Source organism: Phenylobacterium sp. P4_E10 (assembly GCF_056401675.1).
Genome location: NZ_JBFUIW010000001.1, coordinates 191,676 through 214,597, shown reverse-complemented (window position 1 = coordinate 214,597; position 22,922 = coordinate 191,676). Strand labels below are relative to the sequence as shown.

Here is a 22,922-nt window from a genome sequence, read left to right as displayed (position 1 = left end):
TGACGCTCGCGTCATGTTAAGCCTTGTCGAAGGCTGCTCAAGGGGCGAAACCTAGGGACAACAGGCCTTCAGAGGCTTGACCCAAGGAGGAACAGGACAATGAGCGAGAGCGCCATTCGGGACGCCTCCACCGTCAAGCAAGGGCTTGACCAGGTCTATTCCCAGCCGATCGAGACCCTCAACGCGGCGCAGTCGGCGCTCTTCCAGGCCGACGCGATGTGGCCGTACTTCGACCGCCTGCGGGCTGAGGATCCCGTCCACTGGACGCCCGCCAGCGACTTCGAACCCCATTGGGCGATTACCCGGTACAACGACATCATGGAGGTCGACACCAATCATGCGGTGTTCTCCTCTGAAGGGGGCATTAGCCTCGGCCCCAGCGAGGAGATGATCGCCAAGCTGGTGGCCAGCGGCGCACAAATGACCGGCGGCCCCTTTGGCGGACCGACCGGCGGTCCGACTATGTTCATCGCCATGGACCCACCCAAGCATGATGAGCAGCGCAAGACCGTCAGCCCCGCGGTCTCGCCGCACAACCTGAAGGTCATGGAACCCCTCATCCGCGAGCGCGCTGGAGCCATTTTGGACAGCTTGCCGATCGGCGAGCTGTTCGACTGGGTCGACAAGGTTTCGATGGAACTGACGGCCATGACGCTGGCCACTCTGTTCGGCATGCCGCAGGAAGATCGCCGCAAGCTGACCCGCTGGTCGGATACGGTGATGTCTCGCCCGGGGGACGGCATTGTCGACACGTGGGAAGAAAAGCGCGCCGAGATGGGCGCCTACGCCGGCTATTTCCTGAACCTCTGGGCCGAGCGAAAGGTCAACCCGATCGACGGCGATATGGTCTCGATGCTGGCCCACGGCGAAGCCACCAAGGACATGGACCAGTTCGAGTACCTCGGGAACATCATCCTGCTGACCATCGGCGGCAACGACACCACCCGAAACACGATCTCCGGTTCGATCTACGCCCTCAACAAGTTCCCCGACCAGTACGACAAACTGCGCGCCAATCCAGATCTCATCCCGTCGATGGTGTCCGAGACCATTCGCTGGCAGACCCCCCTCGCCCACATGAAGCGCGTGGCGACGCAGGACTACGAACTGGGCGGCAAGATCATCAAGAAGGGCGACAACGTCGTCATGTGGTACGTCTCGGGCAACCGCGACGACACGGTCATCGACCGGCCCAACGACTTCATCATCGACCGCGAACGGCCGCGCCAGCACCTGTCCTTCGGCTTCGGCGTCCACCGCTGCGTGGGCAACCGCTTGGCCGAGCTGCAGCTGAAGATCATCTGGGAAGAAATCCTAAAGCGCTTTCCCGACATCCAGGTGCTCGAAGAGCCGCAGCGGGTGCCGTCGACCTTCGTCAAGGGCTACAAGAGCATGCAGGTTCTGATCCCGCGCAAGCTTTAGGCGCGCCGACCGAAGCGGCCCGTACGCACGAGCCGGTCGGTCTTTGGGGCCTCGACGGGCTGGCGACCATCAGCAGCGTCGCAATGTGGTACCGATCGGCGCGGTTCCTCCTCGAACGCCTCAAGGGAAAGTAAGGGTGACGGCCGGTGCCTGCGTTGCGCATCCACCCGTCTGCGACGTTCGCCGGGTCGGCTCCTCGGCAAATTGACCTGACGGCGCTCAGCGCCATAAGCGGAAGTGTGGTCGCAGCCGAGAAGTGGACACTGGTGAGGTCCGCTGGCGGGCGCTTCAGGCTCGACCGCTTCTGACCCCATGCAGAAGTGAGGGGCGTCACCTTCCCTGCGCTCAGGCCCGCTTCCCTAGTGCGTATGACGGTGGTTTGATCCGCCTCACGGCGGGAGGACGGTCATCTGCACTAAGTTGTTTTCTTCACCGAGCGGAGGCCCCGCAGATGGGTGACGAGGAGCACTCTACGGCGCGAGTTTTTCGCTTCTTTGCCTGGGTGCTGGCGCTCTCGATCCCGTTCTACGTCTGGGGAGCCTTTTGGCCCGTTCGCCATCTGCTCTTCGGCTTGCCAGCGACCGTTCTGATGATCGTTGTCCCGGCTGCCGTCGCGACTTTAGCGACCCATCACGAGCTCGGCGCTGCGGCGGCGCGGGCTCTTTGGCGCCGAACCGGCGACATCATGTGCATCCGGAGCGTTCGGTGGTTGGCGATTGCAGTGCTCTGCATGCCGGCGGGCGCCGTAATGGCATATGGGGTTATGAGAGGGCTCGGGTCGCCCCTCCCTGGCGTTGTGTCGGTCCCCTTGGTTCAGGCGCCGCTGATCTTCGCGGTGTACTTCTTCGCAGCGATCTTCGAAGAGATCGGCTGGACGGGCTACGCCACCGAACCGCTTCAGCGCCGATACGGCGTCTTAGGCGCTGGTCTGGCCGTCGGCGCCGTCTGGGCGCTATGGCACGTTCCGCCCTGGTGGCTCGGCCAAGGTCACGCGCCCACGTGGGTGATCGGCCAGTTCGTGGCGACCGTGGCCATGCGCGTGATCATGGGCTGGATTTACGCCTACGGTGGGCAAAGCCTGTTTTCGGCGATCCTTTTCCACGCGATGATTAATACCTCATACAGCCTCTTCCCAAACCACGGGTCGCACTACGACCCGATCATAGCCGCGGTGATCTTGGCGGCTGTGGCGGGGGTGGTCGCACTGAGCTCGTTCAACTACGAGCGGCGCAACGGCAACGCAGGCCGCCCCATCCGGTGAGCTTCCATGCGGTGGCGAAGCGCAAAGATCCACTTACGGGCAAGAGGGCGATGACGGCCCCGTGCTTTCCAGAACCGCGTCCCTTTCGGAACGCTTGAGCTTGAGCCGAGCCGGAGAAGCACTGTTGACTCAACGATCGTCTGCGACGCCGAACGGGCGAGTCATCCTCACCTACGGGCACAGCTTAACGACAATTCAATCGTCGCGGTTATTGGCTCGCGTCTCTGCGAGCCAGGAACCCGAGCGTGCTCCCGCGCCTTCACTGCGCATGAAGTACTGGCTGCGAGACAACGGCCTAACAATCGCGCTCCTAGGCCTTTTTTCGGCGAGCCTCGTAGGGCAGGCCATCAGCGGCTGGGCCAGCCAGAACCAGTACCTGCTGGATCACGGCCGGGCCCCGCTTCTCCTCTTCCCCTATCTCGCAAGCGGAGCCTTTCTCTCGGCGCTGTTCGAGAACTGGGAGAGCGAGTTCCTACAGATGTGGGTGTTCGTCATGCTCACGGCGTATCTCTTCCAGCGAGGTTCTCCGGAATCCAAGGATCCCGACAAGTCGGCCCGGCAGGACCGGGACCCCAAACGCGACTCCGACGCCCCAGAGGCGCCTCTCCCGGTACGGGTTGGAGGATGGGTTCGCACGATCTACTCCCATTCTCTGGGGTTGACGCTGTTGGCCCTCTTCCTGGCGAGCTTCTTCCTCCACTGGCTCAACAGCGCCCGACGCGCTGCAGGTGAAGCGCTCGCCCACGGCCACCCAGCGCCCAGTCCCATGGAATTCGTCCAAGGGCCCGAGTTCTGGTTTGAAAGCTTCCAGAACTGGCAGAGCGAATTTCTGTCAACGGCTGTGTTGATCGTGCTGGCGATATTCCTGCGCGAGCGCGGCTCGCCGGAAAGCAAGCCGGTCGGGGCGCCACATGATCAGACCGGGACCGATTAGATTGGGCCGAGCGCGGGGTTGGATACGATCCAGTCCTCAAGGGAAATTCGGTGGTCGGTGGGATTTCTGCGGTTGCATGATCTCCAGCTCCCAAGCGGTGCTTTCCTTGGTCTCACTTGCGACGGCGTTGCTCGCCCCCCGAGATCATATTCGGGCATGTGCGCTTCGGCGGCCGTGAAGGGCACGCAGATGTCCGCGGCGATGCCGGTGAGCATCAACTTGCTGACGCCCAACCTTGGAAGGAGCGTCCAGCGACCGAGGTCAAGGCGCTGATTTCAGCAGGTTGCAGCCTTTTAGACGTTACGGCGTTCAGCGCCGTGACTCGACATATGGAGGCGACAATGGCCGTGCAACGCCCCCTCGATGATGAATTCACAGCTCAGCTGACGGCTCTCATTCCTCAGATGCGCGCCTTCGCGCGTGCGCTCTGTCGCGACCACGCGGAAGGGGACGATGTCGCGCAGGAGGCCCTGCTGAAGGCGTGGAACGGACGAGACCGGTACGAGCCCGGAAGCAATCTGAAAGCCTGGACCTTCATGATCATCCGCAATCAGTTCTATTCCCTGAGGCGCAGGTCTTGGCGCGCCACGCAGCTCGATCCCGAAATCGCGGAACGTACTCTCACCTCCCCGACAAATCCTTTAGCTGCAATCGAACTGGAAGAGGTCCGGCAGGCCTTGGCTTTGCTGGAAGACGACCAGCGGGTGGCGCTTGTTCTGATTGGGGCGGGCGGCCTCTCCTATGAAGAGGCCAGCGAAATCTGCGGCTGTCCGATCGGAACCATCAAGAGCCGCGTCAGTCGCGCGCGCCAGCGGTTGCAAGCGATCTTGAACGGCGGTGAGCTTGGGCCTCAACGCCAGCCCGCTGACGCAGCAATGAGACAGATCCTTCAGGAGCTTGACGCACTTCGCGGGGGCCCCTCAGCGGCCTAACGATGGATGGATCTCGCCTGGCCACGTCCGCCGCGTTCGTCGGGGGCGCGGGCGCTCCTGGCGAGCCCGGTTCTGATACTGGAACGGACCCAGGATCGTGCACTTTGACGTTGCCCGCCAACCTCCGAGACAGAAGCCCGCTGAGGGGGCTAACGGCGCCCGCCGAGGCCTGAAGACCTAACAGCCGCGGCCACAATCAGCGCGGCGCCTTCGCGGACGCCGCTGGAGAACTCTGGTCCGCATCGGCTGGGGGATAGTCCGGAATTTGGACTTGGTTGACCGTCGCCGCGGCATCGACGTTCGCGGACGCAGTTGAGTCAGCTCCCTTCAGGGCCTCAACCCTCCGGTCACCGCCGGTCTCGTCGTCTCGTGCGCTACGGGTCGGCCCCTCACAAGCGGCAAGCGTTGAACCAAGGGCTAGCGTAATCGCCAAAACTCGAAGTTGCATCGCCTCACTCCTCTGTCCTGAGCACCTAGAACGTTCGGATGAGAGATTTGGACGCCTCGCGGCGGTAATCGAAGCCACCGCCGTGGGCGAAGTATTCAGGGGCGCTTGGCCCGCCGATCGATCCACGCCTCGAGTGAAAACTCGTGGGTGGGGCGGGTTTCGGCGCCCATGCTGTCCCGCATGATCTCAAGCGCCCAGGCGGCCTTTTCTTTGGTCTCGCTGGCTACTGCGTTGCAGGGGACCCAGAGATCATACTCCCGCATGTGGGCGTCGGCCGCCGTGAAGAGCACGCAGATGTCTGCAGCGATGCCGGTGAGCACCAGCCTGCTGACGCCCAACTGCGGCAACAGCACCGGCAGGTTGGTGGCGTAGAAGCCCGAGAACTGAGGCTTGATGACGAAGTAGTCGTCGGGCCGGGGCGCAATCCGTTGAACCATTTCGCGTCCGGGGCTCTCAACAGCTGCGCAGGCCTCGACGATCCGCGTCTTTTCGGAATGCCACTGGCCGTAGTTGTCATTGACGTAGACGACTGGAACCCCGAGCTGATCGGCCTTCTCGCGCAGACCTGCAGCCGTGACAGCCGCTGCTTCAGCGTCGGCGCGGTAAGCTTCCGCCCCAGGAAAGCTCATATCATTGATCAGGTCGATGATGAGCAGGCCCACCCCGCCAGGGCTGCTCCTTCCCACGATTGCGTCATCCTCACTGTGGGGCGGCATTTTCACCCTCTCCCGGGGTCGACGAAGTTCTCTGGCGGCTCCGCCCGCAAGCAGGCGATTGCGCAATCCATCCAACAGTTCCCAAATTTGAAAACTCGCGGTTCAAATCCAACGCCGTCGCCGGGCCCACCACCAAGCCGCCATGGCGATGATCAGGAGGCCGCCGGTCACAGCGAAGAACCCTTTTGCGCCGGTGCTAAAGAACGGCGGATCGAAATTCATCCCGAACAGGCCGGCGATCGCCGCTACGCTGCCGATGATGACCGTAAAAAACGTGAGAGCCTTCACCAGCTCGTTCGTTTCTTGCCCTGTTCGGGAGGTGAAGAGTTCGAAGCTGCCCAGCAAGTGGTCGCGGAGGTTTTCGATCGTATCGACGGAGCGTTCGAACCGGGCCGAAAGGGCCGCCCACGGCGCGCCTTCCGTGTGTAGACCGGCCAGGATGTCGGGGCGGGCCAAACCATAGAATACTGGGCGCTGAGCACTTAGCGCCCGGCGAAGGCTGGAGATCCGCTGGCGGATGGCCAGCATGCGTGTGAGCAGAGAACGAGCGGAGGGCTCGGCCAACACTTTGGTGTCGATCCGATCGATCGCGGCCTCGATAGCTGCCGCTTCAGCGAAGTACGATTCAAGGTGCCAGTCGAGCAGGCTGGCGGCGAGGTCCTGAGCACGCAATTCACCGATCGCCGTGTCCGCCTTATCCTGCCCTCGAAACGCCGCAAGAAATTCGATCCCCTTGTCGCGTACGGTCAGCAACCAGTTGTCCCCCACCAGGAAATCCAGCCGTGCAGCGCTGGTGTGCGCGCCATTCGGGGCCGCCTGAACGCTGAACTGATAGTAGGTTCCGTAGTTGTCCACGCGGGGCAGCTCGGGACGTTTCAGCTGCCGTAACGACTTTTCGGTAAGCTCTAAAAGGACGGCCGCGTCCTCCAGGTTCTCGGAGTCCTCCCGCTCGAGGTCGAGCCACAGCAGGCTGGTGCTGCCGAGCTCACGCAGGCTTTGCGCGGTCACCTCCACTGAAGCGTCCCCGCCTCTCGCGTCGTAGAGGTAGCCCTTCACTGTGTTCACCTGCCCGGGTCAAACCAGAATCTGGGCCTAACGCGCATGAAGCGGCAAAAGTTCTGAAGCGCCTCCTCGCAGTGGCGAACGATCACGCCGTGCGGCGAACCGGCGCCTATCTAGCCGGTATTGGCGTGGCCGACGTTTCGCCAGTCGCGCTCGGGCTTATATTCGACGCTGGGCCGGGCGCGCGGGAACTCCGGCGGAAAGGTCCGGATCTCGGGCGGATAAGAATTCCTCAGGATCCGAACGGCGCCCTTGTCGCCCTTCGCCGCGGCCGCTTTTGCCAGGGTTTCGGCGGCCCGCACCGCCGCATCGAAATCGAGATAGGTCAGAGCCCCCGTGAAGCCCCGCTGCACTCGCCAGCGCCCGGCAACTTCGGCAACCGTAAATTCCACTCGCATGCAAAGCCTCCCTATCGGCCCCCGAGAACGCCAACATTCAAGTTTGGTTTCCGAGGCCCGCCTCCCCTTCACATGTGACGATTGGTGCGCACCGAGCGACAGATGCAAAGGCTGAGAATTCCTGCATCTCCGCCTTCGCGGGGAGCCTGGCCCAGCCCTAGCTGCATTTCGCCGGCCCCTAGCGCGCAGGCCGGCTTAAACGCGAGTTCGGGCCATGCCCGGGCATGATCGCTGGCCGTTCCCGCCCGCGAACGTCGCTGTCCCCTTGAGGAACCCGAAATCCGCCCTAAGTGGTGGCCTCGATTGAGCTTGGAGGGATCAATGAAAGCCATTGAGATCATCCCGGCCGAAGGCGGCTGGATGGTTCGCAGCAACGCCATCGAGAACCAACTCTTCTTCAGGAGCGGCGCCTCAGCGGAGAGCGCGGCTCTTCGGCTTGCGCAAGGCCTGGCCGAGGCGGGAGAGGAAAGCCAGGTCGAAATCTACATTAGGGACGGGACGGTGCGTCGTTTCACCGTGCCACCGACGGTTCCGCTCCCTGACTGACCAAGCGGTTGATCGGCTGCGGTTCGCCAATCACGAATCTGGAGCGCAAGGAGGCTGGAGGGGCTTCACCTACCGCCGCCTCCATGGATCGCCCCGCATGTACTATTCGTCCTATGACGAGGCGTGGCTTCGCCGTCTCACGGACAATATGCAACGCTCCCCGGACGGCAGCTGGTGCATCTTCGACAATACAGCTTCCGGCGCCCCGGCGGCGAACACGCTGGACTTACAGAACGAGATACCCGGCCTCTAGCCGCGAGCGATGCTTCTGAGAATTCCCCAAGCCTTGCCTTAAAGCTTAGCCGCGTCCGACCGCTTGAGGCATTGGGGCCACTTAGGCTTCCACCACGCCGGCTTCCTCCAGTGCGTGCCGCACAGCGATCGCCAGGTCGCTGACCTTGAACGGCTTACGCAGAACCTCCTCGGAAGTAACGAGATCCTTTATGGCGCGGGCGTCCGCATAGCCGGTCACGAGGAGCACGGCCAAGTCTGGGGCCCCCAGCCGGGCTTGAGCGGCCACCTGTGCGCCGTTCATACCGGGCATGGCGAAGTCCACCACCAATAGATCCGGCCGATCGGCGTCGAGGCGATTGAGGGCTTCCTTGCCGCTGGCCGCCTCGGTGACGGCGTACCCGAGGGACTTCAGGCATTGGACGATGAAGTGTCGAACCCCAGGATCGTCATCGACCACGAGGACCCGTTCGCCCTGGCTGAGCGGGGTCTCGTTCACCGGGATTTCGCTTGGCCGCAGCCGCTCGGCCGCATCGCTAACCGGCAGCCATATCTCGATCACCGTGCCGACCCCGACGGTGCTGTCGATGCGCACCGTACCGCCCGACTGGGTGGCGATGCCATAGACCTGGCTCAGCCCCAGACCCGTGCCTTTGCCGACGCTCTTTGTGGTGAAGAATGGATCAAATACCTTGTGGATCACGTCCGCCGGGATGCCATGACCAGTGTCGCTGACCGAGATGACGACGTGCCGACCTGGCTGCAAGCCCTCGTGCCAGTCATCGGCCAGGCGGCTGCCGAGCGCTACCACGCCCCCCTCCCCCATGGCGTCGCGGGCGTTGATCGCCAGGTTGAGGATCGCCAGTTCCAACTGGTTGGGATCGGCGGTGGCGCGCATCGTGCCTGCGCGCAGATCGGTTCGCACCTCCACCGTATGTCCCAAGGTTCGCGTCAGCAGATCATCCATCCCGGCGATCAGGGCGTCGACCTCAACGGCCTGCAGGTCGAGCTGCTGGCTGCGCGAGAAGGCCAGCAGCTGGGCCGTTAATTTGGTGGCGCGCTCGACGCCTTCACGGGCGTTGGCCGCCATGCGCGCGATGCGGGGGTCGTCGCTGCGCCGCTCGATCATGTCGACATTGCCGACGATCGCGGTCAGCAGGTTGTTGAAGTCGTGAGCGATGCCGCCGGTCAGCTGGCCGATCGCATCCATTTTTTGGGCTTGGATCAGGGCGGCCTGGGCTTGCTCGCGTGCACCGATCTCGTTGACCAGGCGCGCATTGGAGCGCTTGAGCTCGCGAATGCTCTGCGCGATCCGCCGCTCGAGGGTTTCGTTCATTGAAATCAGCGCCGCTTCGGCGGCCTTGCGCGCCGTCACGTCCAGCGTCACGCCCGACATCCGCCGCGGCTCACCCAGCTCCGGGTCACTGGGGCGGCCTCGCACCTGAAGCCAGTGAATAGACCCATCGGGCCAGATCACGCGATATTCGACCTGATAGTCGCCACCTTCTGTGAGGGAAGTATCGAGGTTGGCGCGGCGCCGAGAGGCGTCTTCAGGGTGCACGGCGGCCACGGCGTCTGCCAAGGTCATGGCCTCATCGGCCGCGCGGCCAAAATGGGCCCTGGCCGTGGGGGAGGTGGTCAGGAAGCGACTTTCCAGGTCCAAATCCCAAGCGCCCAGGTGGCCGGCCTCGAGGGCAAAGCGCAACTGCTCTTCAGCCTTGGTTCGATTTTCAAGATCGTCCCGCGCCAGATACTGGCGCCGGCGGGCGCGAACAGCCGATCGCGCCGCGCTGACCAAGGTCTCGGCGTTGATGGGCCGTTCCAGCAGCACAACGTTTCCCATGCCCAGCAGCCGCTCCGCGTCGGCTTGGGTCCGCCGTCCAGGTTGCTTGGTGACCAGGACGATGAAGGGAAAATCCGACCATGGCGGCTGAGCCGACAACCAATCCGTCAATACCGAGCTCCCCTGCTCGGCAAGCGCCTCCTCTGTAAGGATGGCGGCGCCGGCTTTGCCTTGGAGCGCCACGGTCAAGGCGTTCACGTCAGAGCAGATCAGCGTCTTATGGCCAAGAATAGCTAGGGTCTCGGCGATCACAGGTGCGTCGCGGCCCCGCGGGGCGAGGATCAGGATCCGCTCATCCATTCGCGGCAGGCGCCTCCGCGCCAAGCATCGCGACCTTGCCCTCGTAGGACGGCAGGCCAGACATCACCCCCTGGAAGTCGGTCAGAGCTTCGCCGACTTCGATCCCTTCACTCGTCAGGCGGATTTCGCGGATGGTCTTCTCGTGCGCGGTCGTTCGGCTCTTGACCGCGGAGATCGCGGTGCGCACCGACCCGGCCGCCTCGAAAAACCTGAACAGCAATATGCTGTCGCTGAGATAGCTTAGGTCAATGTCGCTGCGGACCTCGCCGATGAACCCGTGCTGCCCGAGGATGAGCAGGGTGACCACCCCCTGCTGGTTCAAATAGGTCAGGAGCTCGTGCATCTGCAGAAGCAGGAACTTCTGGCCCGGCATGGCCTGCAGGTAGGCGTTGAGGCTATCGATCACGACCGTGCCCACGCGGGCGCGCTCAACCGCGTCGCGGACATGGAAGGCAAATTCGCCCGGCGAGAGCTCGGCCGGATCGATGGCGCGTATCGCCAGTTGGCCCGTATCCAAATAGGGCTGCAGTTCCATGCCCAGGGCCTTCGAGCGCGCCAACAAGGTCGGCAGACCTTCGTCGAACAGGTAGTAAGCCACCTTCTCTCCGCGCTCGAGGGCGCTCAGCGCGCAGCGCACGGCCGTGGTTGTCTTGCCCACGCCGGAAGGCCCGCTGATCAGGGTGTTGGTGCCACGCGAAAGCCCGCCGCCGATGAGCTCATCGAGCCTGGGCGCGCCCGTGGAGACCACCTCTTCCTTGAAGACCGCGGCATGGTGGGCGGCCACTAGACGCTCGAAGACCCTGATGCCTCCGGTGTCGAGCTCGAAGTCATGAAAGCCGCCGCGGTACTTGATGCCGCGCATCTTCACGACCTCCATGCGCCGGCGTTGAGAGCCGTACTCCTGAGCCGTCCGCTCCAGACTGACTACACCATGGGCGATGCTGTGCAGCTGCAGATCCCCATCCTCGGAGGTCTGGTCGTCGAGCAGGAGGACCGTGCACTTGCGCGTTGAGAAGAAGTGCTTGAGGGCCAGGATCTGGCGACGGTGACGTAGGGGGTTCTGGGCCAGCAGACGCATTTCAGACAGACTGTCGAACACCACACGCATGGGCCTGGTCTTTTCCACCTGGGCCATCACGCCGCGCGTCGTCTCGCCGAGCTCGACATCGGAAGGATGCAGGACGGACTGTTCGCTGTCGGGATCGAGGCCTTCTTCGCTAACCAGTTCGAAGAGATCGATGCCGTCCAGCGACCAGCCATGACTGGCGGCGGCGGCGCGAAGCTCGGCCTCGGTCTCCGACAGCGTGATGTAGAGCCCGCTCTCTTTGAGCTCTCGGCCCTTCAGCAGGAACTGCAGGGCCAGGGTCGTCTTGCCCGAGCCAGGCGTGCCTTCGACCAGGTAGATGCGGTCGCGCGTCAATCCGCCGCCCAGGATCTCGTCTAGACCTGGAACACCGGTGGCGACACGGTCGGCATTGGGGGTCGTGGCGTCGAGCGGCATGCGGTCTCCTGGCGGCGGGTCTCGCGACCCCGGAACCAGCGTCCTCAGGGCCGCCGGCTCGGTGATAACCCGGAGCTAAGGCTAAGGTTTCTCATCCCGCTGTTGTCTTGGCCCGGTGACGCGATGCCCGAGCGGCGGACGCCGAGACTGTCGGGCCCGCCGCCAAGCCTGCAACTGACCCGACGAGCGGCCGAACGAATTGACGGGATTGGGGCGGTGGATTCCTCCACGAAAGGCGCGCTGCAGCATGGACGGCCGCGGGCAGGTCGATCTGCTACAAGGCAGCGCGTTTTTGGCGGTCGCAAAGCCAGCCTGAAACTTCGCAGACCCGCCAGCCTGCCCGGACCGGCAGGAGGTCGCCTAGCCCAGAAGCGGACAGGCCATCTTAGACCGCGTTCGCGGTGCAATCGCCGGCCCACTGCAGATAGAGCAAGTTGAGCAGCCGATCCCGCGAGCCGGCCCGGCTTCCTGGCCGTACGGAGCGCGATGAGTCGTGGAGTCGGCTTACCGCCCTACACTGGCCCAATGACAATATTCGCGCGCGCCACGACCCTTTTCAACTCCCGCTCTAAGTGTCTGGTTGCCGACACTACGACGGCTCCAGGTACAGTCCTCATTCTTTTTAGATCCCGACAAGCTTTACTGGGGAACCCACCCAATCCGGCGCCGTTCTGTGCTGCGTTCAAGGAGGATGTCATGACCCAGCAAGAACAGACCGGCGACCAAAACCCGAACCAACCGGGGCAGCAATCGGCCGGGCAGGACCAGCGTCCGGATCAGCAACAGGGCGGCCAAGGCCAACAGGGCGCCCAGCCGGATGTGAATCCCGACCCCGAACGCCGCTCCTTCCAGCAGGAAGAGCAGCAGCCTCGCCAGACCCAAGGCGAAGGGGTCGATCGCGAGAGCGAAGGCGTCGAGCGCGAGGATGAGACCCTCGACGACGACCGCGAAGGCGACGCCGGCGAAGCCGGCGTCCGCTGACGCCGAAGGGCCGGGAGGGAGAGTCCCGGCCCTTCCATTTCCGCATCACATTTAGTCAGGAGACAACCGTGGCCACGAGCGCAAAGACGTCCCCGAAAGCCAAGTCTGGAACCGCAACCAAGACGGCTCCGCGCCGCACGCGCCGGACAGGACGCCGAGATCCTCTGGCCGTCAGTCTGCTCAAGCAGGATCACCGCCAAGTGGAGGCTTGGTTCGACGAGTACGAACAGTTGGAGAAGGAAGCCGACAAGCTGGCCCTATTCAACCAAATCGCCCTCGCCCTGAAGGTTCACACCCAGATCGAGGAAGAGATTTTCTACCCAGCAGAACGCGGCGAGGTTGAAGACGACATGCTCGACGAGGCCTATGTCGAGCATGACGGCGCCAAGAAGCTGATCGCCGAGATCGAGACGATGAAGCCCAGCGCCGAATTTTACGACGCCAAGGTCAAGGTGCTCGGCGAGTACATCAAGCACCACGTAAAGGAAGAGGAACAGCCCGGCGGGATTTTCGCCCAGGCCAAGCGCGGCGACGAGGACCTCGACGCGATGGGCGAGCGGCTGAAAGCCCGCAAGGAAGAACTGATGGCGCAGCTTGCTCCGGCCAAGCCGAACTAGCCAACAATACCAACTTTCCCCGGAATGCAGCCCGTCTTCCGGCTGAGAGCGCCCACCGCGCTCTCAGCCATGGCTGCGTCCGATCTGCACTGCACTGGGCGGAGTTCACAGCGCGATCGGCGCTCACCGTTCGATGAACCAACCCGCGACCTTGGGTCACGCGCGCGCTTAACTTCTCAGTAGGCGCGGCGCACCCACATGGTTCGGACGTCTCCAACGGGCGACCTGTGCATGAGTAAAGCCCCTTTAGCGTCGATCGCCTCCTCCCGGCCGGTAATGCGCCCGGATGCAAGCGCGCAGTTGGAGCGCGTCGGGATCAATGACCTTGTCCTCCAGGGCAGCGTTCAGGTGATCGGGCTGCAGCCCATTCGCGCGAGGCTGGGTGACCGCTGGCCAAAGAAGTGCGAGCACATCTGGGCGCACTTTGAAGCGGTGCTGCTGAGGCAACTGCCGCAGCACGACCTTGTGGTGCGCGTTGATGACCTTCACTTCCTGATCGCTCAGACCCAAGAGCGCGGCGCCTCGGCCCAGGCGATATGTCTGAGGCTGGCGGGAGAGTTGATGCAATTCTTCCTGGGCTCGGCCAGCGACAGCGATATCGACGTTCGGAACGTCACCTCAGCGGAAGGCGACGCACTCGTCTGCGAACCTATCGACATAGGGCGGTTCCGCGCGGAGCACGCGCGGGCCGCCGCGGCCGCCGTGCCCGCTTCGAGCAGCCCGCCAGGGCCGCAAATAATGCGCAAGCGCTTCGCTGTGCCCACACGGCTTGGTCGTGACCTTGCCGTCGCCCTCAGCCTGGAACCCATGTGGGACCTTCAGAATGGCCTGCGGATGGTCGGTCGCTACGCGCGGGTGACCATCTACGACCCGGCGGCCAATCGCGAAATATCCGCCGCGCGGCGGGCGGAGCTACAACCGGCCGATCATCTGGACGTGGACCTCGCGGCGCTGACTGAAGCGATCGCGTTGCGAGCTCGTTCCCCGCGTTCGGCCGGCGGCCTCCTCGTGCCGGTATCCTACAAGGTGGTTTCCAATTCCAGCAGTCGCTACGCCTTGATTCACGCTGTTCAGGGTCTGGAGCCGGGCGCGCGTAATTCCTTAGCCTGGGAACTGATCGATCTCGAGGCTGGAATTCCTCCAGACCGTCTGGCCGAAATTGTCGCTCTCCTGCGACCCCATTGCCGCGGAGTGGTTTGCCGCCTCGCCCTCACGTCCACGGCCGCCGAGCAACTCCGGCGCGCCGGCACGACCGGATCGCTCATGCCTGAAGCGGGGCAGCCGTTCACGGAGAAGTCTCTGCGGCGGCTGGCGGCGCCGCTCGCCGCGGTCCGCAGGGTGGTCCCCGCCTTCCTACTGCACGACGTGCCTGAGGAGCTTTTGGCCGAAGCGATCCGCACCGGGGCCAGTCATTGCACCCTCAGCTCATCCCATGAGGACGCTGCACATGCATGATCGTTTTGCGGCGCTGGACCTTTCGCCCAACTGGTACGCAGTCGTTTCGGCGGATCTGACCCTGGTGTGGGTCAACACGGCCTTGGCTGAGGGCTTTGGCCACCCACGCTCGGACCTGATCTCCAAGGGCGTGTTTGAGGCGTTTCCGCGCGCCCGCGGGTTGCTGGAGGCGCAAGGGGACGAGGTCGTTCGCCGCTCAGTGGCCGCGGTCTTTCGCTCGGGCCAGTCCGACCGCATCGCCCTGCATTTTTATGGCGGCTCAATGGAAGAGGCCCTGGATGAAGGCGCCTTCTTTACAATCTGCCATTCTCCGATCTTCGACGAAGCCGGGGCGGTTCATCTGGTGTTGGCGCATCTGACCAACGCCACCGAGTTCGCGCGGCTGGCGCCGGACGGCCCACCGCCGGCGGATATCTCCCAGGTCGCATCGCAGATTCTGTCGGGCGCCTTGGAACTGGTGGAGACCAACCGAGCGCTCTATGTGGACCGGGATCGACTGCGCCAAATGTTCGACCAGGCGCCCGGCTTCATCGCCTTGCTGACCGGCGAGGATCAAATCTTCGAACTCGTCAATGCAGCGTACCAGCGGCTAGTAGGCGACCGGCCGCTGGTGGGGCTCCCCGCGCGAGATGCCGTACCCGAGATTTATCGGGACTATGGCCCGGTGCTTGAACGCGCCTATGCGACGGGTGAGGCCTTTGTCGGCCATGGATTGGCCGCGACGGTAGTCGATGAGGTCGGGGATCCGCAGCAACGCTACCTGGACTTTGTCTTTCAGCCGCTGACCGACGGCGCGGGAAAGGTGTTCGGCGTCTTTCTGGAGGGCGCCGACGTCACCGAACGCATCCGCGCCGAGCAAACTCAGCGGCTTTTGATGCGCGAGCTACAGCACCGCATCAAAAATACCCTTGCCACCGTCCGGGCCATTGCCGCCCGCAGCGCCCGCACGAGCCCCGATCCGCAGGTGTTCATCAAGGCGTTTGAAGACCGGCTGATCGCGCTCGCCACGTCCCACGAGTTGCTGACGCAGGGCGGTTGGGAGGGCGCCGACGTGCGCGACTTGATCGAACGCGAACTGCGTCCCTACGACGTCACTCGGTTGCGGCTGGCGGGTGACCGCCGTCAGGTCCCGCCGCAAGCCGCAGTGCCGCTAAGTCTGGCGATTCATGAGCTCGCCACCAATGCGGCGAAGTATGGTGCGCTCTCCGCCGACAGCGGGCGCGTCGACGTCGAATGGTGGACCGAAGAGAAGATGGGCCAGCATCGTTTGCGCGTCCATTGGCGGGAAAGCGGCGGCCCCCCAGTGGAGGGCCCCTCGCGCCGGGGATTCGGCACCGAGCTGCTCGACGGCATGATGCGCCGGGGCGCAGATCCCGTGCTGGATTTCGCCCGCACCGGCCTGCGTTGCACCTTTGAACTGCCACTGGGCCGTCCCGCCCCAATCCACAGCCAAGGGGGCGCTACGCCCAACGTCCATGTCTAGTTCTCTCCTTCCTCCAGTTCTCAAAGTGCTCCTCGTCGAGGACGAGATGTTTGTCAGTTGGGGGCTTGAGGCCGCGCTTGTCGAACAGGGCCACATCGTCTGTGGGATCGCCCAATCTGCGGAGGAGGCGCTTCAAATGGCCAAAATCCACCGCCCCGACCTGATCTTCATGGATATCGGACTATTTGGACCAGGCGACGGTCTGGAAGTCGCGCGTCAGATCCTGGCCGATCGGCCGACTCGCATCGCGTTTTCCTCAGCATGGAACGATCCTCAAACCCTGGCGGCGATCGAGGGACTTGGCGCCTACGCCAACATTCCGAAACCTTGTCGGGAAGCCGAACTTGTTGCGGTCGCCGACCGGGCATGGCGCGAAGTGTGCTTGGAAAGGCCATCGTAGCCAGCCCTGGTCGGTGCGGCCATGTCTTCGATCTGTGGTGCAGCGCGTAGGCTGCTGGAGGTGACGCTCTCCGCCACCCGCGGAGCTGGGTCCGGACCAATAGCCTGCGCTCGAAGGCGCATTGCGCTTTGGGTTTTCCCCGCGGGCGGCTTCTTACATGGCTTCAGGCTCCCGGCCGCGGTTGCTCGTCGGCGGATCGCGATGGCGATGGCTCATCCCTACCGTTCTGCCCGTCGCCGCGCCTTGCTCCGCCGGAACCTGCGGGCTTGCGCGAAACCTTGCCGCCGGCGGCCTCGCGCTGGGTCTCCAACATCAAGCGCTGCGACGCCTCATCCCAACGGGCCCGGACACGGTCGCCATCGGCGACCTCGCCACTGAGCATGCTTCGGGCAAGTTCGGTTTCGAGGGTCGAGCGGATCAGCCGCCGCAGCTCTCGGGCTCCGAACTCGGGCCGGTAGCCTGCGTTCGACAGGTGCTCAACCAAGCTCTTGTCGGTCTCCAGCTCCACACCCTGCGCGTGGGCCGTGCGACGGACGCGTTCCAGGTGCATCTCCACAATCTGGCGGATCTGCTCGCGGGTCAGCGAGTGGAAGACGATGACCTCGTCCAACCGGTTGATGAACTCCGGACGGAAGTGGGCGCGCAATGGCTCCATCAGTTCCTCGCGCATCCGCGCGGGATCGGCTGTTTCGTCCCCGCTCTGGCGCAGCCGCCGCTGGATGATGTCCGCGCCAATATTGCTGGTGGCGATGATGATGGTGTTGGTGAAGTCCACCACGCGGCCCTTGCCATCCGTAAGGCGGCCATCGTCAAAGACCTGCAGCAGGACGTTGTGCACGTCCGGATGGGCCTTTTCGATCTCGTCTAGCAACACCACGCTGAAGGGCCGCCGGCGCACCCGCTCGGTGAGCTGGCCGCCCTCCTCGTAGCCGACATAGCCTGGAGGCGCGCCGATCAGCCGGGCCACGGTGTGACGCTCCATGTACTCGCTCATGTCGAGCCGGATCATCGCGTCCTCGGAGCCGAACACATTCTCGGCCAGGGCCTTGGCGAGCTCGGTCTTGCCGACCCCCGTGGGGCCTAGGAACAAGAAGTTGGCGATCGGTCCGCGGCCTTCGCGCAGGCCGGCGCGAGCCAGCCGCACAGCGTCCGAGACCGACTTCACCGCCTCTTCCTGGCCGACCACCCGCTTGTGCAGCTGCTGCTCGAGCTGAGTCAGTCGCTGGCGTTCCTCGACAGTGAGCTCGGACACCGGCACGCCGGTAAGCTTGGAGACGATCTGGGCGATGTGCTCGACCCGCACCTCCGCAGCTCCGGTGCCCACCGTGCGCCGCCAGCGCTCGGAGGCCTCTTCAAAAGCCTTGTCCTTCTCTTCGCAGCGGAGCTTCAGGTCGGCGACCCGGTCCTCCTGTTTGCGAGCCCGGGCGCTGTCGAGCTCGCGCTTAATTTGGCGGACTTCGGCCTCTAGCTCCTGCACTTCGGGGGGTCTGGCGGTCGCCGAAATCTTCACCCGCGCTGCCGCCTGGTCGACCAGGTCGATGGCCTTGTCCGGGAGGAAGCGGTTGGTGATGTAGCGCTCTGAGAGCTCGGCCGCGGCGATGATCGCTTCGTCGGTGATGGTCGCCTTGTGGTGCGCCTCGAACGTGTCGCGCAGGCCGCGCAGGATCATGATGGTCTGAGCGATCGTCGGTTCGGATACGAACACCGGCTGGAACCTGCGCTCCAGAGCCGCGTCCTTCTCGATGTGCTTTTGGTACTCGTTGAGGGTCGTCGCCCCGATCAGGTTCAGCTCCCCCCTCGCCAGGGCGGGCTTGAACACATTGGCGATGTCGAGCCCTCCCTCGCCACCGCCCTGCCCGGCGCCGACGATGGTGTGAAGTTCGTCGATGAACAGGATCAGTTCATCCTTGTGCTCGGCGACCTCATTGAGGATCTCCTGCGCCCGCTCCTCAAATTCGCCGCGATATTTCGAGCCGGCGACCATGGCGTTGATCGAGAGCTCGACCAGGCGCTTGTTGCGTAGCGCCTCGGGCGCCTCCCCCGCGATGATACGCTGAGCCAGGCCCTCGACGATGGCGGTCTTGCCGACGCCCGGCTCGCCGATCAGCACCGGGTTGTTCTTCTTGCGCCGCGCCAGCACCTCGATTGCGGTCTCGATCTCATTGGCGCGGCCAATCACCGGGTCCAGCTTGCCGTCTCGGGCGAGCTGGGTGAGGTCTCGGCCGTACTTATCGAGGTTGGGAGTGTTGGTCGGCGTATCGACGCTGCCGCCCTCGGCGCCCTGGCCCACTACCTTTACGATCTGCTGGCGCAGCGCCTGGGGCGTCAGCCCATATCGGCGCAGCACGTCGTTGGCGATGCCCTCGCCTTCCTCCGCCAGGCCGATCAGAAGGTGTTCTGGCCCTACATAGGAATGTCCCAGTTCGTGCGAGGCGGCGAAGGCGCGTCCAAGCGCGCTCTTCACCCGCGGCGTCACCCCGATCTCGCCGCCCTTGTCGCCAGCGTCGCCGCGAGGCGAGTCCTGGTCGAGTTGCTGGCGCAACGCATCGATCGAGACCTTGAACTGCTCCAGCACCGTGCGGACCACGTCGCTGTTGGTGAGCGCGTAGAGAAGGTGCTCGGTATCGACTTCGCGGCGGCCGAACTGCACAGCCCGCTCAGCGGCGGCCTGCAGGAGATCCTTGGCGTGGTCGCTGAGACGGTCCTCCGGCTCGCCGATCTGCCGGGCCGCGGCGCGCGCTGGCGTCTGGCCGAAAGAGCGGTCCTCGCCTTCTGCGCCCGGCCCGCCGAAGAAGCCGCTGCCCCCAAAGAAGTCATTGAACAGGCTGCCACCGCCGCCGAACAGCGATTCCATCGGGGAGGCGGAGCGCTGACGCGCCGCCAGCCGCCGATAATCCACATCGCACAGGCTGAGGACCTCGCTTTCCCCGTCCCGGGTCACCCGCGCACGCACCGTCGCCGGGCGCACTCCACAAATGTCGCAAAGCTCGGCCATGGGTTCTTCCTCCAATTGCAGGCGTCGCGGCCGGAGGCCGGCGCCTAGGGCATTGTCATTGTCGTGGCCAGTGCGGGCGTGCTTCCTCGCAAAGGCCTTCGCTCAGGCGCAGGAGCGCATCGCTGAGCAGCCGCACTTCGCGTCCTTTGGTGGAAATGAATCCGCGCTCCCGGAACGCGGTGAAGGTCCGGCTCACGGTCTCACTCGATAGGCCCAGGTAGTCGGCGATATCGTAGCGAGACATCGGAAGCTCGATCGGCTCCGACTGCGTGCGCCCCGCCAGGTCGATCAGGAAATAGGCCAGCTTCTCGAAAGCCGATCCATGCATGACGTACATAAAGCGCTCGGCGCTGCGGTCGCGGCTGAGCAACAGGCTCGTCCAGAGTTCCCGAGCGGCGGCTTTGTCAGTGTCAGACAGAAGGTTCAGACGGCCGACAGGGCATTGAATGAGGCACGTGTCGCGGACGGCCTCGGCCGAGCAGTGATGCAGCTTCTCGTGCTCCAGGCCAAAGATCTCGCCGGGAAGGTGGAACCCGTGCACGATCCGGCGGCCGTCTCGATGCAGAGTGACCGTGCGCACGACGCCAGAGATCATCTGATAGATGAACTCGGCGCGCTCGCTTTGAGCGTAGATCGTCGAGCTGGCCGCTTGGAATTTCTCAAAGCCCTCCAGCACCCGGCGAGGCGCCGGCCGCGGCTGCGGCTCTAACCACGTTTGAAGCGGGGCGGCGCCTGCCGAAGTCCCCGGGCTGGCGGCGGCTATGGCCTCGAACATCGGGCTCTCCCTCAGTTCCCGCGTGAACGTGGGCCAAGGGCGCGGTGGCCGCCATTACGGACGATCCCTAAGGATGAATCCCCGGAACCGCGCCGGGGGACCTGCCAGGGCGAGATCTGTGCTCTCGGAGGCCAGGGGATGGCTGCACGAGCGTCGAAGCCGCAGTCATGAGGGCCACGAAAACCGACGCCGAGAGGCCGAGCGCCGCCTGGCGGCCAAGACGAGGAACTGAGCGGCGGCCGGCGTCCTGCAGCGCCAAAGGCTGGTCGGCCGCCGAGGGGCCCGCGCTGACGCAGGTCAGTGCGGGCGGATGGCCGCCGCGGGCATCCTGAGCCGGCAGAGCACGATTGTGGTCTGGGGCAAACGCCAGACCGAGGAATCGCGCCCTTAGAATCAAAAGCTTGAGCGCGTTCCGACGTCGGATCTGCCTTCGCGGCACGCGCTTCGGGAGAGGGCCAATGCGGGCTGACCGCGACATCCGACCCGAGGTTGAACTTCAGATCCGACACCATCCGATCCTCCGATCCAGCGACATCGGGGTCGGTGCCGGGGTTGTGACCCTGACGGCCGCTTTTGTGCGCACCTATCCTGAGCGCTTCGAGGCGGAGTGCGACGCAAAGCGCGCCGTTGATATCCCGGCCATCGCCAAAGAACTCGAGGTGAGGCTGCCGTCCGCCGTTCAGCGACTGGATTTGGAGCTGGCTGAGGACATCGGCCCAGCGCTGGCGAGCCACGCCCTCTTCCTCAGCGGCGTCACACAGATATTCCACCATGGCGCCGCGCCCCTCGAAGGCCAGGTCCAGCGGCGCTTCCAGAAAGAGGAGGCTGAGCACGCTGCCTGGCATGGTCCGGGCGTCACGGCGGTCGGCCACAGGTCGCTGGTCGGCGCCCTCACCCTCATCTGGTAAGTGGTGACCGTCTTGGGCGAGCCGCTGCTGGTCAAGACCCTGGTCTTCATAGCGGCCTCGGTCGCCGCAGTGGCGCTACTGCGGCCGCTCCGCCTTCCGGCGATTCTGGGCTATCTCGCGGCAGGCTTGATCATCGGGCCGCAAGGCCTTGGTCTCGTCGCGCCTGACGGGGCGACCCGCTTTCTGGCGGAGCTTGGCCTGATCTTCCTTATGTTCACCGGCGGCCTGGAGTTCTCGCTGCCGGTCATGTTCTCCGCACGAGGCGATGTCTTCGGGGCGGGCGCCCTGCAGGTCGGCCTGACAACCGCCCTCGCCGCCGGCCTCGCGGCCCTGCTGGGGGCGGACGCCACCGCAGCCGTTCTCACCGGCGGCGCAGTGGCGATGTCTTCCACCGCCGTCGTGCTGAAGCAGCTCTCAGACCAAGGTGACCTGGGGTCCTCGTTCGGCCGGCGCACTGTTGGCCTGCTGCTCTTCCAGGACCTAGCCAGCCTGCCCTTCCTAGTCGTGGTCGGCGCCTACGCCGGCGGCCCGCACGTCGAGCCGCTTGCGGTCATGCGGCACGTGGCGCTCGGCGCAATCGTCCTGGTCGGCGCCGCAGTGATCGGACGGCCGCTGTTCCGCGGCGCGCTGGTCTGGGTCGCGCAAAGCCGATCGGCCGAGCTGCTGCTGCTCACCGTCCTGCTCACCGCCCTCGGCGCGGCCTGGGTCGCGGGCCTCGCCGGCCTTGCGGCGCCTTTGGGCGCCTTCATGGCCGGCGTCCTGGTCGGCGAGAGCGAGATCCGCCACCACGCTGAGGGGGAGATCCGACCGTTCCGCGACGTGCTGGTGGGATTGTTCTTCGTCACCGTCGGCATGACCCTTGACCTGGCCGCCGCGGCGGCCCGGCCGCTGGCCGTGGCCGCTTGGCTTGCGGTGTTCCTACTCGTCAAGCCCGCCGTCCTGCTGCTGGTGGGCCGCGTCCGCCGTTGGCCGGGTGAGGAGGCGTTGCGCGTCGCACTGGCGCTCGCCAACGGCGGAGAGTTCGGTCTGCTGCTGCTGACCCAGGCGCAAGCGGCAGGCCTGACGCCGCCCAGCCTGGCCGGCCCGCTCCTGCCGGCGCTGGCGGCGAGCATGGGATTGACGCCGGTGTTGATGCCGCGCTGGGCCGCCCTGGCGCGCCGGATCCGCTGGCTCGCCCCTGTTCCAGCGACGACGGCAGTTCAGGATGCGGTCCACGATCTCGACGGCCACGTCATCCTCTGCGGCTGCGGGAGGATCGGCCGGCTGGTAGCCGCGGCGCTCCAGGCCGCCAGCGTCCCTTATGTGGCGCTGGAGAAGGACTTCCGACGCTACCGGGAGGCCCGCGAGCGCGGGGTGCGAGTGGTGTTCGCCGATGCGGCCCGCACCGGCGCGTTGGCCGCCGCCGGACTTGAGCGTAGCCGGCTGCTGGTGCTCACTTTCGACGCCGAGCCGGAGGCCGCGCGTATCCTGCATTGGGCCAAGGACGGGGCGCCGCGCTCGCGATGGCTGGTCAGCGCTTCCGACGAGACCGCGGCGGCCGAACTGAGGGCGCAAGGCGCCGACGTAGTCTTCCCCGAGAACCTCGCCGCGGGCCTGGGACTGGCCGATCAGGCCCTGCTCCTTTGGGGCCTTGATCAGCAGGAGGCCGCGCGCGTCGTGACGGCTCTGCGCGCCACGCTCAACCCGGAACTCGCAGGCTCCGGCGGCTTATAGC

At 64.9% G+C, this 22,922-nt stretch carries 19 protein-coding genes; 12 read left to right on the top strand and 7 right to left on the bottom strand.

All coding sequences use genetic code 11. The features are described from left to right. The first annotated feature begins 99 nt into the window (after positions 1-99). From AC1DQJ_RS01055 to AC1DQJ_RS01040, 4 genes are all read left to right on the top strand, one after another. On the top strand, positions 100-1,422 hold the full coding sequence (locus tag AC1DQJ_RS01055; RefSeq protein WP_477599392.1) for a cytochrome P450: 1,323 nt from the start codon (positions 100-102) through the stop codon (positions 1,420-1,422). A 451-nt stretch (positions 1,423-1,873) separates the two neighbouring features. Then, complete coding sequence (locus tag AC1DQJ_RS01050) at positions 1,874-2,683, top strand: CPBP family intramembrane glutamic endopeptidase (RefSeq protein ID WP_477599390.1); 810 nt, start codon at positions 1,874-1,876, stop codon at positions 2,681-2,683. A 268-nt stretch (positions 2,684-2,951) separates the two neighbouring features. Next, positions 2,952-3,617 carry a DUF6766 family protein gene (locus AC1DQJ_RS01045; RefSeq protein WP_477599388.1) on the top strand — a complete coding sequence of 222 codons (666 nt, stop codon included), beginning with the start codon at positions 2,952-2,954 and terminating at the stop codon, positions 3,615-3,617. Between the two features lie 341 nt (positions 3,618-3,958). Beyond that, a complete protein-coding gene (locus tag AC1DQJ_RS01040) occupies positions 3,959-4,549 on the top strand; it encodes a sigma-70 family RNA polymerase sigma factor (RefSeq protein ID WP_477599386.1) in 591 nt (196 codons plus the stop codon). A gap of 543 nt (positions 4,550-5,092) precedes the next feature. Here AC1DQJ_RS01040 and AC1DQJ_RS01035 read toward each other — a convergent pair. From AC1DQJ_RS01035 to AC1DQJ_RS01025, 3 genes are all read right to left on the bottom strand, one after another. Continuing rightward, positions 5,093-5,659, bottom strand: coding sequence for a cysteine hydrolase family protein (locus tag AC1DQJ_RS01035; RefSeq protein ID WP_477599384.1), 567 nt, complete (start codon positions 5,657-5,659; stop codon positions 5,093-5,095). A 156-nt stretch (positions 5,660-5,815) separates the two neighbouring features. Further along, positions 5,816-6,769 (bottom strand): CorA family divalent cation transporter, encoded by a 954-nt coding sequence (locus AC1DQJ_RS01030; RefSeq protein WP_477599382.1) that lies wholly within the window; start codon positions 6,767-6,769, stop codon positions 5,816-5,818. A gap of 119 nt (positions 6,770-6,888) precedes the next feature. Continuing rightward, positions 6,889-7,173: a hypothetical protein gene (locus AC1DQJ_RS01025; RefSeq protein ID WP_477599380.1), complete on the bottom strand. Its 285-nt coding sequence runs from the start codon at positions 7,171-7,173 to the stop codon at positions 6,889-6,891. 321 nt (positions 7,174-7,494) lie between these two features. Between AC1DQJ_RS01025 and AC1DQJ_RS01020 the strand changes: the two genes are divergently transcribed. Further along, positions 7,495-7,719 (top strand): hypothetical protein, encoded by a 225-nt coding sequence (locus tag AC1DQJ_RS01020; protein ID WP_477599379.1) that lies wholly within the window; start codon positions 7,495-7,497, stop codon positions 7,717-7,719. Positions 7,720-8,053: 334 nt separating this feature from the next. Here AC1DQJ_RS01020 and AC1DQJ_RS01015 read toward each other — a convergent pair whose 3' ends face one another. Together AC1DQJ_RS01015 and AC1DQJ_RS01010 are read right to left on the bottom strand one after the other, a co-directional pair. Then, positions 8,054-10,093, bottom strand: a complete 2,040-nt coding sequence (locus AC1DQJ_RS01015) for a hybrid sensor histidine kinase/response regulator (protein WP_477599378.1) — start codon at positions 10,091-10,093, stop codon at positions 8,054-8,056. Then, a complete protein-coding gene (locus AC1DQJ_RS01010; RefSeq protein ID WP_477599377.1) occupies positions 10,086-11,594 on the bottom strand; it encodes an ATPase domain-containing protein in 1,509 nt (502 codons plus the stop codon). Before AC1DQJ_RS01010 ends, AC1DQJ_RS01015 begins: the two co-directional genes overlap by 8 nt. 696 nt (positions 11,595-12,290) lie before the next feature. Between AC1DQJ_RS01010 and AC1DQJ_RS01005 the strand changes: the two genes are divergently transcribed. From AC1DQJ_RS01005 to AC1DQJ_RS00985, 5 genes are all read left to right on the top strand, one after another. After that, the gene (locus AC1DQJ_RS01005) at positions 12,291-12,575 is read left to right on the top strand and encodes a hypothetical protein (protein ID WP_477599375.1); all 285 of its coding nucleotides are present in this window, start codon (positions 12,291-12,293) and stop codon (positions 12,573-12,575) included. Positions 12,576-12,739: 164 nt separating this feature from the next. Further along, positions 12,740-13,192, top strand: coding sequence for a hemerythrin domain-containing protein (locus AC1DQJ_RS01000; protein ID WP_477599723.1), 453 nt, complete (start codon positions 12,740-12,742; stop codon positions 13,190-13,192). Positions 13,193-13,423: 231 nt separating this feature from the next. Beyond that, positions 13,424-14,647, top strand: coding sequence for a hypothetical protein (locus tag AC1DQJ_RS00995; RefSeq protein WP_477599373.1), 1,224 nt, complete (start codon positions 13,424-13,426; stop codon positions 14,645-14,647). Further along, complete coding sequence (locus AC1DQJ_RS00990; protein WP_477599372.1) at positions 14,625-16,130, top strand: sensor histidine kinase; 1,506 nt, start codon at positions 14,625-14,627, stop codon at positions 16,128-16,130. Before AC1DQJ_RS00995 ends, AC1DQJ_RS00990 begins: the two co-directional genes overlap by 23 nt. 25 nt (positions 16,131-16,155) lie before the next feature. Continuing rightward, positions 16,156-16,530: a response regulator gene (locus tag AC1DQJ_RS00985; protein WP_477599370.1), complete on the top strand. Its 375-nt coding sequence runs from the start codon at positions 16,156-16,158 to the stop codon at positions 16,528-16,530. A gap of 163 nt (positions 16,531-16,693) precedes the next feature. Here the strand turns inward: AC1DQJ_RS00985 and AC1DQJ_RS00980 are convergent, their stop codons facing one another. Together AC1DQJ_RS00980 and AC1DQJ_RS00975 are read right to left on the bottom strand one after the other, a co-directional pair. Next, positions 16,694-19,525, bottom strand: coding sequence for an ATP-dependent Clp protease ATP-binding subunit (locus tag AC1DQJ_RS00980; RefSeq protein ID WP_477599368.1), 2,832 nt, complete (start codon positions 19,523-19,525; stop codon positions 16,694-16,696). Positions 19,526-19,580: 55 nt separating this feature from the next. Then, the gene (locus AC1DQJ_RS00975) at positions 19,581-20,300 is read right to left on the bottom strand and encodes a helix-turn-helix domain-containing protein (protein WP_477599366.1); all 720 of its coding nucleotides are present in this window, start codon (positions 20,298-20,300) and stop codon (positions 19,581-19,583) included. Between the two features lie 458 nt (positions 20,301-20,758). On the opposite strand from AC1DQJ_RS00975, the gene AC1DQJ_RS00970 reads away from it, so the two are divergent. Together AC1DQJ_RS00970 and AC1DQJ_RS00965 are read left to right on the top strand one after the other, a co-directional pair. Continuing rightward, a complete protein-coding gene (locus AC1DQJ_RS00970) occupies positions 20,759-21,208 on the top strand; it encodes a hypothetical protein (protein WP_477599364.1) in 450 nt (149 codons plus the stop codon). A gap of 3 nt (positions 21,209-21,211) precedes the next feature. Beyond that, a complete protein-coding gene (locus AC1DQJ_RS00965; RefSeq protein WP_477599362.1) occupies positions 21,212-22,921 on the top strand; it encodes a cation:proton antiporter domain-containing protein in 1,710 nt (569 codons plus the stop codon). Position 22,922: the final 1 nt, after the last annotated feature.